The 13,000-nt window shown below is 66.3% G+C and carries 10 protein-coding genes and 3 tRNA genes; 1 reads left to right on the top strand and 12 read right to left on the bottom strand.

All coding sequences use genetic code 11. The annotated features are described in order from the left end of the window. Positions 1-30 precede the first annotated feature (30 nt). From ROV93_RS11900 to ROV93_RS11885, 4 genes are all read right to left on the bottom strand, one after another. Positions 31-104 (bottom strand) — tRNA-Gly (locus ROV93_RS11900). 24 nt (positions 105-128) lie between these two features. Next, a tRNA-Tyr gene (locus ROV93_RS11895) sits at positions 129-214 on the bottom strand. A 137-nt stretch (positions 215-351) separates the two neighbouring features. Further along, positions 352-1,368, bottom strand: coding sequence for an isoaspartyl peptidase/L-asparaginase (locus tag ROV93_RS11890; protein WP_072167919.1), 1,017 nt, complete (start codon positions 1,366-1,368; stop codon positions 352-354). A 105-nt stretch (positions 1,369-1,473) separates the two neighbouring features. Next, positions 1,474-2,493, bottom strand: a complete 1,020-nt coding sequence (locus ROV93_RS11885) for a cyanophycinase (protein WP_005415405.1) — start codon at positions 2,491-2,493, stop codon at positions 1,474-1,476. Between the two features lie 170 nt (positions 2,494-2,663). Here ROV93_RS11885 and ROV93_RS11880 point away from each other — a divergent pair, with 170 nt between their 5' ends. Further along, positions 2,664-5,402, top strand: a complete 2,739-nt coding sequence (locus tag ROV93_RS11880; protein ID WP_072167918.1) for a TonB-dependent receptor — start codon at positions 2,664-2,666, stop codon at positions 5,400-5,402. 611 nt (positions 5,403-6,013) lie between these two features. Here the strand turns inward: ROV93_RS11880 and ychF are convergent. The 8 genes from ychF to ROV93_RS11840 form a co-directional block, all read right to left on the bottom strand. After that, positions 6,014-7,105 (bottom strand): redox-regulated ATPase YchF, encoded by a 1,092-nt coding sequence (gene ychF, locus ROV93_RS11875; RefSeq protein ID WP_005415403.1) that lies wholly within the window; start codon positions 7,103-7,105, stop codon positions 6,014-6,016. 117 nt (positions 7,106-7,222) lie between these two features. Further along, the gene (gene pth, locus ROV93_RS11870) at positions 7,223-7,801 is read right to left on the bottom strand and encodes an aminoacyl-tRNA hydrolase (protein WP_072167917.1); all 579 of its coding nucleotides are present in this window, start codon (positions 7,799-7,801) and stop codon (positions 7,223-7,225) included. Positions 7,802-7,849: 48 nt separating this feature from the next. Then, entirely contained in the window at positions 7,850-8,467 is a 618-nt protein-coding gene (locus ROV93_RS11865) for a 50S ribosomal protein L25/general stress protein Ctc (RefSeq protein ID WP_005415401.1), read from the bottom strand. Positions 8,468-8,577: 110 nt separating this feature from the next. Next, positions 8,578-9,537, bottom strand: coding sequence for a ribose-phosphate diphosphokinase (locus ROV93_RS11860; protein ID WP_005415400.1), 960 nt, complete (start codon positions 9,535-9,537; stop codon positions 8,578-8,580). 140 nt (positions 9,538-9,677) lie between these two features. Next, positions 9,678-9,754: transfer RNA gene (locus ROV93_RS11855), tRNA-Gln, on the bottom strand. A gap of 11 nt (positions 9,755-9,765) precedes the next feature. Further along, positions 9,766-10,635: a 4-(cytidine 5'-diphospho)-2-C-methyl-D-erythritol kinase gene (gene ispE, locus ROV93_RS11850; RefSeq protein ID WP_072167916.1), complete on the bottom strand. Its 870-nt coding sequence runs from the start codon at positions 10,633-10,635 to the stop codon at positions 9,766-9,768. After that, the gene (gene lolB / locus ROV93_RS11845; RefSeq protein ID WP_072167915.1) at positions 10,632-11,291 is read right to left on the bottom strand and encodes a lipoprotein insertase outer membrane protein LolB; all 660 of its coding nucleotides are present in this window, start codon (positions 11,289-11,291) and stop codon (positions 10,632-10,634) included. The genes ispE and lolB overlap by 4 nt, the downstream gene beginning before the upstream one ends. Continuing rightward, positions 11,288-12,973 carry a tetratricopeptide repeat protein gene (locus ROV93_RS11840; RefSeq protein WP_172412111.1) on the bottom strand — a complete coding sequence of 562 codons (1,686 nt, stop codon included), beginning with the start codon at positions 12,971-12,973 and terminating at the stop codon, positions 11,288-11,290. The genes lolB and ROV93_RS11840 overlap by 4 nt, the downstream gene beginning before the upstream one ends. Positions 12,974-13,000 lie beyond the last annotated feature (27 nt).

The following is a 13,000-nucleotide window of genomic DNA, read 5'->3' as shown; positions in this document are numbered from 1 at the left end:
TGAACTCGATAATATTCAAAGTTCATTCAATGGAGCGGGAGACGGGAATCGAACCCGCACCATCAGCTTGGAAGGCTGAGGTTCTACCATTGAACTACTCCCGCGCCGGGAATGTCACAACGTGAAACTGGTGGAGGGAGGTGGATTCGAACCACCGAAGGCGTAAGCCAGCAGATTTACAGTCTGCCCCCGTTGGCCGCTTGGGTATCCCTCCTTACCACCCCAACCCGTTGCCGCCGAAGCGTTGCGGTGTGTGGTGGTGAGCCGCTTATTCTGCTGATCAGGCGGGGGGCTGTCAACGCTTTTTTCCATCTTTTTCACACGTTGTCGCAAACCCATTGATACGCAAGGTTATTGCCCAGGGACCGGCAGGGTATCGCTGGCGAAAATTGCGACATGGGGGACGCCATCGGCGCCGATCCAACCCCGATACATGCCCTGGGTGTTGAACGGCATGGCCATTTTTCCGTCTGCGGCAAGCACGATCGCGCCGCCGTCGCCGCCCATCTTCGGAATCATCTCGTTGATCACGCCCTTGCCGGCCTGCTCCGGCGTCTGCCGCTGGTAGCGCATGCGCGCACAGATCTCGTGCGCGGCCGCAGTCCGGATGTAGTACTCGCCCCAGCCGGTGCCCGATACCGCGCAGCCCGCGTCGGCCCAGGTACCGGCGCCGATGATCGGCGAATCACCCACACGGCCATAGCGCTTGTTGGTCATGCCACCGGTGGAGGTGCCGGCGGCAAGCTGCCCCTGCGCATCCAGGGCAACCGCGCCCACCGTGCCGAAGTGCCTTGCGGTCTCCAGGTCGGCGTGCGCCTGGCCACTGGCCTCTTCCTTCAATGCGCGCTGCAGTTGCTGCCAGCGCTTGTCGGTACGGAAGTAGGATGGATCGACAAGGCCGATGCCCTGCTCCACCGCGAATGCCTCGGCACCGTGCCCGACCATCATCACGTGCCTGGACTTCTGCATCACGGCCTGGGCCAGCAGGATCGGGTTGCGCACCCGCTGCACGCCGGCCACCGCACCTGCAGCCAGGGTGGCGCCATCCATCACTGCGGCATCCAGTTCGTTGTGGCCGTCATGGGTGAACACCGCGCCCTTGCCGGCGTTGAAGGTCGGATCGTCCTCCAGCACGGTGATTGCCGCAGTGACGGCTGCAAGCGCCGGGCGACCGGCCGCCAGTTCGGCATGGCCCTTCAGCAGCGCCGCGCGCAAGGCGTCGCGCGCAGCCTTCTCTTCAGCCGGCGACAGGTCCTTGCGCTCGACACCGGCGCCGCCGTGGATGACCAGCAACGGCGAGGCGGCCGGGGCGGCCTGGGCAAGCAACGGCAGGGACAGCAGCGCGGACAGCACCAGGCGCAGTTTCATCGGGTACATCTCCAGCAGGTGTAGTGAAAGGATTGCACCGGTAGTGCCGGCCGCGGGCCGGCACCGGTCGCATCAGGAAGGTGGGTTGCCGGCCAGCGGCCGGTACTACCGAAGCGTGAACTCAATCTCGCCGTCGCTGACGTCGGCCACGGCCTGGTAATCGGCCTCGGCCTGGAAATCATCCAGCCGCATGCGGCTGCCGCTGGCGACCACCGTCACCGGCACCGCATGGAAGCGCAGCGGCTCGCCCTCCACCAGGCGGTCGGCGTCGCGGCCGGGGCTGACCACCCAGACCTTGCCTTCGCCATCTGCGCTGTAGACCTGGGCCCGGCCATCGGGCTCAACGCACAGGGCGGTGTCCTCATCGACGCCGATGCCGACGATATCAGGGTCGCCGCTGTCCTGGGCGGCACGTGCCACGAACACGATCAGGCGACCGAGCCGGTCACGCTTGTCGAAATGGGTGTCGGTGACCACGCGCTGCAGGTAGGGCATCTGCAGGAAGCCGCTGTCCAGGGTCACGGCACTGCCCATCGGGTCGGCCAGCGCACCGGCCGAGGTGATGCTGCCGCCATCCATGGCGCCATAGGCATAGCCGCCGAGGATGGCCAAGCCAGCGCTGGTACCGGCAATCGGCTTGCCGGCGCGCACATGGGCGTTGAGTGCACGGTTGAGTGCGGTGCCCTTCCAGAAGCGGATATAGCGGGACTGGTCGCCGCCGGCAATGAAGATGGCATCGGCCGCGGCGACCACGCGCAGCACCGCCGGATCATCGGCACCGCGGCGGCTGTCGAAGACCAGGGTCTGCACTGCGGTAGTGCCGCCGATCTCGCGGTACAGGCGGTCCTGCAGTTCGTCGCCACCGGAGGCGCGCAGAATCAGCACACGGCCATTGCCGGCCTGCTTCAGCCACCACTGGAAGGCCTCCGGCACCCACTCGCCACCGCCCATCAGCATCATGGCGGGCGCGCGCGGACCGGGACGCGGGGATTCCAGATCGCCGATTTCGTAATAGGCGAAGCCGGGGCCCTGCAGGTCCTGCGCGGGCGCGGCCAATGGCCAGGCCAGCACCAGCAGCGCCAGCCAGGCGAAGGGGCCAGGCAGGGTCCGGTCGAGGCGTCGCATCTTGATCTCCCTGAACAAAATCGACTTGCAAGCGTTTTCACTCTTTGCCAGATAGGGGCCCAGTAGTCAAGGACATGAAAAAGGCGTTAAATGCGCGCGCCCATTCCGGAAGTCTGAATGGCGGACAGGGCCCCTCCTCTGCGGGCCGGCTTCATTTCCGAGAATTCCTCATGCGTAGACAGGCGATGGCGTGGTCGATCCAGCTGGCGTTGATGGGCGTGGCTGCTTCTGCGGCGGCCCAGGCACCGGTTTCCTCTCCGGTGCAACAACTGGACGCGGTGCAGGTCACCGGCTCGCGCATTCCGCGCGCCCAGGTGGAAGGCCCCGCTCCGATCACGGTGATCAATGCCGAGCAGATCCGCTCCAGTGGCTTCACCAGCGTGCCGGACGTACTGCGTGCAATGACCCAGAACGGCGGTGAGACGCAGAGCCAGCAGTCTTCCAGTGGCGCCGACTTCTCGCCGGGCGCCCAGCAGGTGGACCTGCGCGGCCTGGGCCCGAACCACACGCTGGTGCTGGTCAATGGCCGGCGCATTGCCGATTTCCCGATGCCGTTCAAGGGCCGCAGCAACTTCACCGATGTCTCCAACATCCCGCTGGGCATGATCGAGCGCATCGAAGTGCTGACCGGCAGCGCCTCGGCCATCTACGGCTCGGACGCGATCGCCGGCGTGGTCAACTTCATCCTGAAGAAGAAGGCCGACGGCACCACGATCGACATGCGCATGGGCACCACCACCGAAGGCGGCGGCGAATCGTTCGACATGAGCCTGGCCAGCGGTTTCAGCCGTGGCAACTTCAACGCCGTGTACAGCGTCGAGCTGCAGTCGCAGACCCCGCTGTGGGCCTATGACCGTGACATCCAGGACTCGACCCAGGATGGCCCCACCGAAGGTTCGCGCATCGCACGCCGTGCCTATCTGCGCACCGACTACAACGATGACTACCTGGACCCGGGCGCCGCCACCTGCGAAGCGCTGTCCGGCCAGAACCAGGGCAGCACCTATCGTGCCTACCGCCCGAAGTACGGCTACTACTGCGGCAGCGACAGCTCGATCGGCTACGGCACCATCCTCAGCAAGCGCCGCGGTGCCAACGGCTACGCGTCGCTGAGCTACGACTTCGACAATGGCGAGCAATGGTTCGCCGACGTGCAGCTCGGCTACCACACGATGTCGCTGATGCGCGACGTCACCCAGTGGGGCCGCATGGATGCCAACGGTGATGAGTCGGGCTACTTCAACAACGAAGCCACTGGCGAGATCGAGTTCTGGCAGCGCCAGTTCTCGCCCGAGGAAATGGGCGGCCTGCGCAACGCCATGGTGCGCAGCACTCAGAAGACCTTCAGCGTGACCACCGGCTTCAAGGGCAACCTGATTGGCAACTGGGATTACGAAGCGGCGTTGAGCCATTCGCAGTACCGGTCGCGCATCAGCTGGGCACAGATCATTGCCGCCAAGGCCAACGACCTGTTCCTCGGCCCGCAGCTGGGCGTGGATGACGACGGTTTCCCGGTCTACAACGCCGATCCGTCACGGCTGTACCGTCCAATGACCCGCGCCGAGTACGACTCGATCGCCGCGCGTACCACCTACACTCCTAAGTCGCGCACGGAGACCGCCGCCTTCACCCTGACCAACTCGGCCCTGTTCGCTCTGCCGGGGGGCGACGCCGGGTTTGCCGCGACCGTGGAAGTGGGCCAGCAGGCCTATTCGCTGAACCCCGATCCGCTGGCGACCGGGTACTACTACTACAGCTGGAAGGATTCGGACGGCAAGGGTTCGCGCAACCGCTGGGCGACGGCTGCGGAGCTGCGCATGCCGCTGCACGACACGGTCAACCTGAGCATGGCGGGCCGCTACGACCAGTACCGCTATTCCGGACACAGCATCGGCAAGGCGACCTGGAGCGGCGGCCTGGAATGGCGCCCGATCGATACCCTGCTGGTGCGCGGCTCCTACGGCACCGCATTCCGTGCACCGGACCTGCACTATGTGTTTGCCGGACCGGGCAACGACGAGACCAGCGCCGAGGATCTGTACACCTGCCGCCTTGAGGAAGCCAGCGACTGTTCCGATTACGAGCGCAACCTGATCCGCAGTCGCACCGGCAACCGCCAGCTCGACCCGGAAACCAGCACCTCGTGGAGCGCCGGCATCGTCTGGTCGCCGGCGATCGGCCTGGACCTGTCGGTGGACTGGTTCGACATCGACATGCGCAACCAGGTGCAGGACATGGACGTGCGCACGCTCCTGGCCAACGAAGCAAACTGCCGCCTGGGCAGCGCCGACATCAATTCGCCGACCTGCGTGGACGCGCTCGCCCGCATCACCCGCAGCAACGACGGACGCCTGTATGGCGTGCACGTGGAGCCGATCAACGTCGCCCGCGAATCCACCTCCGGCATCGACGTCGGCCTGCGCTATCGCCTGCAGACGGGCATCGGCGATTTCATCTTCAACGGCACGCACACCTGGGTGAAGAAGCATGATTTCCAGCGCTACCCCGGCGACCGCACCGAAGACCAGTTCGCGGTCAACAGTGGCTTCGACATTCCGCGCACCAAGACCAGCCTGAGCGTGACCTGGGAGAAGGATGCGTGGTCGGCAACGGTGTACGGCTCGCGCCTGGGCAAGCTGCCGACCTCGGACAGCTACGACCAGGTGTTCGACTGGGATAGCGGCGACAGCCCGTACGTGACGGCGACCTATCGCTACAACGCCTCGCTGCAGTACCGCTTCGACGATCACTCGCGCCTGTCGCTGTCGGTGGTCAATGTGTTCAACAAGATGCCGCCGAAGGACCGTACGTACACCGCTTACCCGTACTACGACGTGTCCTGGTTCGACAGTGTCGGCCGCACGATCAACCTGCAGTACACCCACAAGTTCGGTGGCAGCGCACTGTAAGGCGCGCCGCCTTGCAGCACGTGGACGACGAGGCCCGCCATTGGCGGGCCTTGTTGTTTGCGGCTCTGGTAGATGCCCACCGGCACTGTTTCGCCGTGCGCCCACCAAGGTGAGCGGCAACCAGAGCGGGTCACCAGGGTTTTCCACACAACGCGTGGAAAGTGATGGGAACTTGGTGTGGACAAGTGGGTTCGAGCGTTGCGGTGCAGGCATTTCCTGGCGTGGTGATTTTTTGCCCACGCCTCCAGTTGTTTTCCACACCACGCGTGGAAAGCGATGGGAACTTGGTGTGGACAAGTGGGTGCGAGCATTGCACCGCAGGCGTTTCGAAGCGTGGTGAAAATTTGTCCACATTGCACGGGCAACCCTGGCAGAGCCGGGCCCACGCTCGGCTGATGCCCCCCCCCTAAGCCGAGCGTGGGCTCGGCGCTACAGGGGAGCTGCGCGGTTTTCCACATGCGGCGTGGAAAGCGATGGGAGTTTGCTGTGGACAAGTGCCGGCGAACGTCACGCCGCAAGCGTTTCGCAGCGTGGTGATTTTTTGTCCATCGCCAGAAACGCAGACGCCCCGCACAAGGCGGGGCGTCCGGGGTCGATCCGATGCCGCTGGATCAGACGTTGAAGCGGAAGTGCAGGATGTCGCCTTCCTGCACGCGGTATTCCTTGCCTTCCAGGCGCAGTCGACCGGCTTCCTTGGCGCCGGCTTCGCCCTTGTACTTGATGAAGTCGTCATACGCGATGGTTTCGGCGCGGATGAAACCCTTCTCGAAGTCGGTGTGGATGACCGCGGCGGCCTGCGGGGCAGTGGCGCCCTTGCGCACGGTCCACGCACGGACTTCCTTCACGCCAGCGGTGAAGTAGGTCTGCAGGCCGAGCAGGCTGTAGGCCGCGTTGATCACGCGGTTCAAACCCGGCTCGCTCAGGCCCAGGTCGGCCAGGAAGGTATCGCGGTCCTCGTCGTCGAGCTGGGACAGCTCTTCTTCGATCGCGGCCGACACCGGCACCACCTGCGCGCCCTCGGCGGCGGCATGCGCGCGCACGGCTTCCAGGTGCGGGTTGTTCTCGAAACCGTCTTCCAGCACGTTGGCGATGTACATCACCGGCTTCAGGGTGAGCAGGAACAGATCGCGCACCAGCGCCTTCTCTTCCTCGTCCAGGCCCGCCGAGCGACCGGCCTTGCCCTCCGACAGCGCCGCCTGCAGCTTGGCCAGCACCGGCTTGCGCGCCGCGGCGTCCTTGTCACCGCCCTTGGCGGCGCGCTCGGCACGGTTCAGCGCCTTCTCGACGCTGTCCAGGTCGGCCAGCGCCAGCTCGGTATCGATGGTTTCGATGTCCGAGATCGGATCGACCTTGCCGGCCACGTGCACGATGTCACCGTGCTCGAAGCAGCGCACCACGTGGGTGATCGCATCGACTTCGCGGATGTGCGCCAGGAACTTGTTGCCCAGGCCTTCACCGCTGGCGGCACCGGCCACCAGGCCGGCGATGTCGACGAACTCGACCGCGGTCGGGATGACCTTCTGCGGGTTGATGATGCCCGCCAGCTCGTTCAGGCGCGGATCCGGTACCGGCACGATGCCGACGTTCGGCTCGATGGTGCAGAACGGGAAGTTCGCCGCGGCGATACCCGCCTTGGTCAGCGCATTGAACAGGGTCGACTTGCCGACGTTGGGCAGGCCGACGATGCCGCATTTGATACCCATGGGTGACAGCTCTCTGGGGTGAAAGTGATTGGTGAAACAGCGCGCGCGCTGCTTGGCCAATCCATCTCGGTGTCGATCATTGTGTGCCAACCAAGGTTGGCACCTACCCAAAGCGGTTTACTTCGGGGTGTGCAGCCGCTTCATCGCTTCGTTGAAATCGCCCTGCACCGCCAGCGGCATCACGTCGATCGCATCATCGATGGCGCGTGCGATCAGCACGTCGTCGTCCTTCGACGGGCGCCCCAGCACCCAACCCACCACGCGGTCCTTGTGGCCGGGATGGCCGATGCCCACGCGCAGGCGATGGAACTTGCCGTGGCCGAGCAGGCGCATGGTGTCGCGCAGGCCGTTCTGGCCACCGTGGCCACCGTCGAACTTCAGCCGTGCCGCGCCGGGCGGCAGGTCCAGTTCGTCGTGGGCCAGCAGGGTTTCCTCCGGCTCGATCTTCCAGAACCGCTGCGCGGCGGTGACCGACTTGCCGCTGAGGTTCATGAAGGTGGCGGGCTTGAGCAGCCACACCGTCTGCCCGGCGATCTCGACCTTGGCGGTCTCGCCGAACAGCTTGCTGTCCACATTCCATCGCGCACCGGCTTTTTCCGCCAGGGCCTCAACGAAATGAAACCCGGCATTGTGCCGGGTCCGGGCGTGTTCCGATCCGGGGTTGCCCAGACCGACGATCAGTCGCAGTCCTGCCATGGTTCCTTCCAGTACGGTGCCTGCCCGGAGGCAGGCACCGCAGCGGTATTACTCGGCGGCAGCCGCTTCTTCGTCGGCCGCGTCGGCCTTGCCGGCCTTGGCGGTGACGATGGCGTCGTCGTGGTCCTTGCCCAGCGCCAGGGCCGGGATTTCCACGCCCTTCGGCAGCTTGATGTCGGACAGGTACACCACGTCACCGGCCTTCAGCTCACCCAGGTCGACTTCGATCGACTCCGGCAGGTCCTTCGGCAGGCAGGTGATGGTCACTTCCTTCAGTTCGTGGGTGACCACGACGTCGGCAGCCTTGCCGGCCGGCGAGGTGTCTTCGTTGACGAAGTGCAGCGGGACCGAAGCGGTCAGGGCTTCGTTCTCGTTCACGCGCTGGAAGTCCAGGTGCATGATCAGCTGCTTGTACGGGTGGCGCTGCATGTCACGCAGCAGGACCTTCTGCACCTGGCCGTCCAGGTTCAGGTCCAGGATCGAGGCATAGAACCACTCGTTCTGCTGGGCCAGCCAGATTTCGTTGTGGTCCAGGCTGATGGCGACCGGCTCGGCGTTGCCGCCGTACACGATGGCCGGGATCACACCGGCGTGACGCAGGCGGCGGCTCGCACCCTTACGCTGCAGTTCACGCTTGGTGACCTTGATTTCATGGGTCTTCGACATTTTCGACTACTCAGGTTGTTGCCGCGCCCTGCGGCGTGGCGGTTGAAGATGCTTCCGCGACCAGAAGCACCCGGGGTATGTCCCCGCCGTTGCCGGCAGGGACGAAAAACTCAGTCGACGTACAGCGAGCTGACCGACTCGCCGAAGGCGATGCGGCGCATCGTTTCGGCCAGCATCTCCGCCACGCTCAGCTGGCGGATCTTGCTGCACACCCGCGCGGCGTCCTTCAGCGGGATGGTGTCGGTCACCACCAGCTCGTCGAGCTGGGAATTGGTGATGTTGTCCACCGCCGGGCCCGACAGCACCGCGTGGGTGCAGTAGGCGGCGACCTTGAGCGCACCGCGCGCCTTCAGGGCAGCGGCAGCGGCGCACAGGGTGCCGGCGGTATCGACGATGTCATCGACCATCACGCAGGTCTTGCCTTCGACGTCACCGATGATGTTCATCACGGTGGAGACGTTGGCGCGCGGGCGGCGCTTGTCGATGATCGCCAGGTCGGCGTCATCCAGGCGCTTGGCCACCGCACGGGCGCGGACCACGCCGCCCACGTCCGGCGAGACGACGATCAGGTTCTCGGTGCCGTAGGCGCGCCAGATGTCGGCCAGCAGCAGCGGGGACGCGTACACGTTGTCCACCGGAATATCGAAGAAGCCCTGGATCTGGTCGGCGTGCAGGTCGACGGTCAGCACGCGATCAGCGCCCGCGGTGCTGAACATCTTCGCCGCCAGCTTGGCGGTGATCGGCACGCGCGAGGAGCGCATGCGGCGATCCTGGCGCGAGTAGCCGAAGTACGGCACCACCGCGGTCACGCTGGCCACCGATGCGCGCTTGAGCGCGTCGATCAGCACCAGCAGTTCCATCAGGTTTTCCGCGCTCGGCGCGCAGGTCGGCTGGATCACGAACACGTCCTGCTTGCGGACGTTCTCTTCGATCTCCACCTGCACTTCGCCATCGGAGAAGTGCGAGACCAGCGCCTTGCCCGGGCGAACCCCCAGTTCCTTGCAGATGTTCTGCGCCAGACGTTTGTTGGCGTTGCCGGAAAAGACCAGCAGGTTCGGGGACTCTTGCATCATGATTGTCTCGGGCGGGGACGAGTGGCGGGGATCCGGGGGCGGCAAGGACCCGGATGGACCCCTGCTGCTGACAACACCGCGGTTGTTTCCACGTCCCGCGCGGGCGATGCGCTGGAAGGCGCGGACACAGCCGCTATTGGCAGGGGCGGTAGGATTCGAACCTACGAATGCCAGGATCAAAACCTGGTGCCTTGGGCCTCTTGGCGACGCCCCTGCATTGATAAATCAGTGTTGCTCGAGTGCATCCAGCAGTGGCGAACGCGCAACGCCCGCTGCCACCCTTGCCCGCAACTCCTTCGGCAATTTCGACCGTCCCTGCTCTGCAGCAGACTGCGACGCGAATTCGACGAAACAACCACTTCCCGAACCGGTCAGCCGCGCCGTGCCGATGTCGCTCAACGCGGCAAGCGCTGCCTCGACGGCAGGCTCACGGCGGCGCAGCACCGGTTCGAACGCGTTCCCGACCAGGGTCCCGGAAGCGAAGTCCTCTATTTTCGCCACTGGGCTGTCGCGCGTCAAATCCGGGTCTGCAAACAGGGCCGGCGTGGGAACATGAACGCCCGGTTCAACCACCACATACCAGGCCGGCGCCAGCGTGATCGGCTGCAGGCGCTCGCCCACCCCTTCTGCCCAGGCGTTGCGACCGCGCACGAACACCGGCACGTCGGCGCCCAGGCGCAGGCCCAGCGCGGCCAGCGCCTCTTCGTCCAGCCCGGCCTGCCAGAGCCGGTTCAGCACCACCAGTACCGTGGCCGCATCGGACGAGCCGCCACCGAAGCCGCCGCCGGCTGAAACATGCTTTTCAACGATGATGTCCGCACCTTGCGCGACATTGGTCGTCTCTTTCAGCAGCTTCGCGGCACGTACCGCCAGATCGTCGCCCTCGGCCACGCCCGCCAGGCCCTCGCCGTGCCGGCGCACCTGGCCGTCTTCACGCAGGCGCAGGCCGATGCGATCGCCCCAGTCCAGCAGGCGGAACACGGTCTGCAGTTCGTGGTAGCCGTCGGCCCGGCGCCCGGTGATGTGCAGAAACAGGTTCAGCTTGGCCGGGGCCGGCCACCAGGACCAGCCCGCGTCGTCGACTGCCCCGCTCATGGCGTGCCCTGCCCCCACTGGTCCACCAGAAGGCGCACCTTGGCGTCACCATTGCTGGCCTCGATCCGGCGCGGCAGCGCCGGCCGTCCGGCGTCGGCCGGGTACCAGTCCAGGTACTGTACCTGCCAGCCCATCTGCTGCATCCGGCGCGGCCGGCCTTCACCGTCGCGTTCGACCGTCTCGGGGCCGGCGGCGTCGCCGGCGACCAGCCCGCGGATCCACTCCGGCAACTGGTTGACCGGAATGTCCCAGCCGGTCGCCTCCAGCAACAGCTGCTGGGCGTCCTCGCCGTCGCGCGGGCCGCCCGTCAGTCCTTCCAGGCGGCCAGCTTCGGAATGGGTATCGCCGGTCAGCTTCCAGCTCTGCCGGGTCACCGGCGCGCTCAACTCCACCACGTAGCGGCGGCCTTCCTGCTTCCAGTCGATGCGACCGCTGCCGCCGTCCTTGCCCTTGCTGACCGCGACCCGGCCCTGGAAGGCCCAGTCCGGCTGTGCATGCAGGGCGGCCACGCGCGCCGCTTCGGCCTGCGCCGCTTCGGCCGAAACCGTCTCGACCACCGCCGGTGGCGGGGTCTTCTGCGTGCCCACGCTGGTACAGGCGGTCACCGCCAGGGTCGCAGCCGCCAACAGCAGCGGCCGGATCAGGGAAACACTCATGGATTGAATTTCTCGCGGGCGCGCAGCAGCGCGCGGTTTTCAGGATCGAGCTTGGCCGCTTCGTCGAAGAAGTGGCGGGCCTCGTCATGCTTGCCCAGCACCCACAGCACTTCGCCGACATGGGCGGCGATCTCCGGGTCCTTGGCCAGGGTCCAGGCCCGGCGCAGCTGCACCAGCGCTTCGTCCTTGCGGCCCAGGCGATACAGCACCCAGCCATAGCTGTCGACGATAGCGGCGTTGTCCGGCTCGGCGACGCGGGCGCGGTCGATCAGCTCCAGCGCCTCCTGCAGGCGCCCGGTACGGTCAGCCAGGGTGTAGCCCAAGGCGTTCAGGGCCGGCACGTTTTCCGGGTCGGTCACCAGGATCTTGCGCAGGTCGGCCTCGGCGCGCGGAATATCGTCCCGACGCTCCCAGGTGAGCGCGCGGGCGTACAGCAGGCCATTGTCATCCGGGTAGGCGGCCAGGCCGCGGGCCAGCGCATCCAGTTCGCCAGCACTGTCATCGCCGCGCTGGCGCAGCTCGGCCTCCAGCAGATACGCGTCACGGCGCACATCATCGTCGACCACCGCGTCGGACTGGATCGCGTGCACTTCATCCAGTGCCTGCGGCAGCCGTCCGGCCAGCGCCTGGGCGTTGGCCGCACGCAGGCGCGCCTCGCTCAGCTCATCACCGCCGGGCACACTGTGGTACCACTGCACCGCCTCGGGATAGCGCTTCAGGTATTCGGCGATCTTGCCCAGCAACAGGCGCTGCGCGGGGTCCGGCTTGGCCGCCTGCCGCGACAGTTCGTTGTAGAGGTTGGACAGCGCCGCCTTGTCGCCCTGCTTGGCCAACAGTGAAGCGCGCATGCCCCAGGTCTGCACATCCTGCGGGCCGAATGCCAGTACGCGCTCGGCAGCAGCCGGTTGCCCCAGGCTGTCGTAGGCGATGGCCACCGCATTGCGCAGCTCGGGGTCCTGCCGGGTCTTCGGCTCGACGTCGTGCAGCAGCGACAAGGCCTTGTCGGTCTCGCCGGCCTGCTGCAGCTGGCTGGCACGCAGCAAGGCAACGCGCGGTTCTTCGGGGAAGCGCCTGACCACTTCATCGATCATGCGACGCGCCAGGTCGGGCTTGTCCATGCGCAGGGCGAGGCGGCCGAACTCCTGCCAGGCCTCGATCTTCGGCGGAATCGCATTGGCATCGACCAGCTCGCCGAGCACCTGCGCCGGCACCGCCGGGTCGCGGCCACCGCCGATCAGCGCGGCCAGGGCGAACTTCCAGCCGCGCTCGTCGGGGTCGGCCAGCAGCGCCTGCAATTCAGTGCGGGCGGCCTTCACATCACCCTGGCGCATGGCCAGCGCACCGGCGGCGCTGCGCATGGTCAACGAACGCGGGGCGCGCTGCTGCCACAGGGCCAGGCCCTTGGCGGCGCTGGCGTCATCGTTGGCAAGCATGGAGATACGGGTCGCGCGCTCGGCCAGGCCAGCATCGCCGTCAGTCTGCTGCGCGGCCTGCAGGTACCAGCGCGCGGCCTCGGCCAGCTTGCCGGCCTGCAGGGCGAACTCACCGGCCATCACCGGCTCCAGCGCCAGTTCCCCGGTGGCCGCGGCCCGCACGGGGGCCTTGGGCGGCACCGCCGCCAGGGCCTGCGCGCAGGCCAGGGACAGCAGCAGAACACTGGGGATGCGAATCAATGCGGGCATCGTCGGCATCGGGGCCTTAAAATGTCG

Source organism: Stenotrophomonas maltophilia group sp. msm4 (genome assembly GCF_032025605.1).
Taxonomy (GTDB): Bacteria; Pseudomonadota; Gammaproteobacteria; order Xanthomonadales; family Xanthomonadaceae; genus Stenotrophomonas; species Stenotrophomonas sepilia.
Note: the sequence above shows the minus strand (reverse complement) of the source record. Positions and strands in the feature narration are given on the sequence as shown.

Coding starts and splice junctions, on each gene's coding strand:
- ROV93_RS11890 (WP_072167919.1), bottom strand. CDS start 1,368: ATGAAACTGCGCCTGGTGCTGTCCGCGCTGCTGTCCCTGCCGTTGCTT.
- ROV93_RS11885 (WP_005415405.1), bottom strand. CDS start 2,493: ATGCGACGCCTCGACCGGACCCTGCCTGGCCCCTTCGCCTGGCTGGCG.
- ROV93_RS11880 (WP_072167918.1), top strand. CDS start 2,664: ATGCGTAGACAGGCGATGGCGTGGTCGATCCAGCTGGCGTTGATGGGC.
- ychF (WP_005415403.1), bottom strand. CDS start 7,105: ATGGGTATCAAATGCGGCATCGTCGGCCTGCCCAACGTCGGCAAGTCG.
- pth (WP_072167917.1), bottom strand. CDS start 7,801: ATGGCAGGACTGCGACTGATCGTCGGTCTGGGCAACCCCGGATCGGAA.
- ROV93_RS11865 (WP_005415401.1), bottom strand. CDS start 8,467: ATGTCGAAGACCCATGAAATCAAGGTCACCAAGCGTGAACTGCAGCGT.
- ROV93_RS11860 (WP_005415400.1), bottom strand. CDS start 9,537: ATGCAAGAGTCCCCGAACCTGCTGGTCTTTTCCGGCAACGCCAACAAA.
- ispE (WP_072167916.1), bottom strand. CDS start 10,635: ATGAGCGGGGCAGTCGACGACGCGGGCTGGTCCTGGTGGCCGGCCCCG.
- lolB (WP_072167915.1), bottom strand. CDS start 11,291: ATGAGTGTTTCCCTGATCCGGCCGCTGCTGTTGGCGGCTGCGACCCTG.
- ROV93_RS11840 (WP_172412111.1), bottom strand. CDS start 12,973: ATGCCCGCATTGATTCGCATCCCCAGTGTTCTGCTGCTGTCCCTGGCC.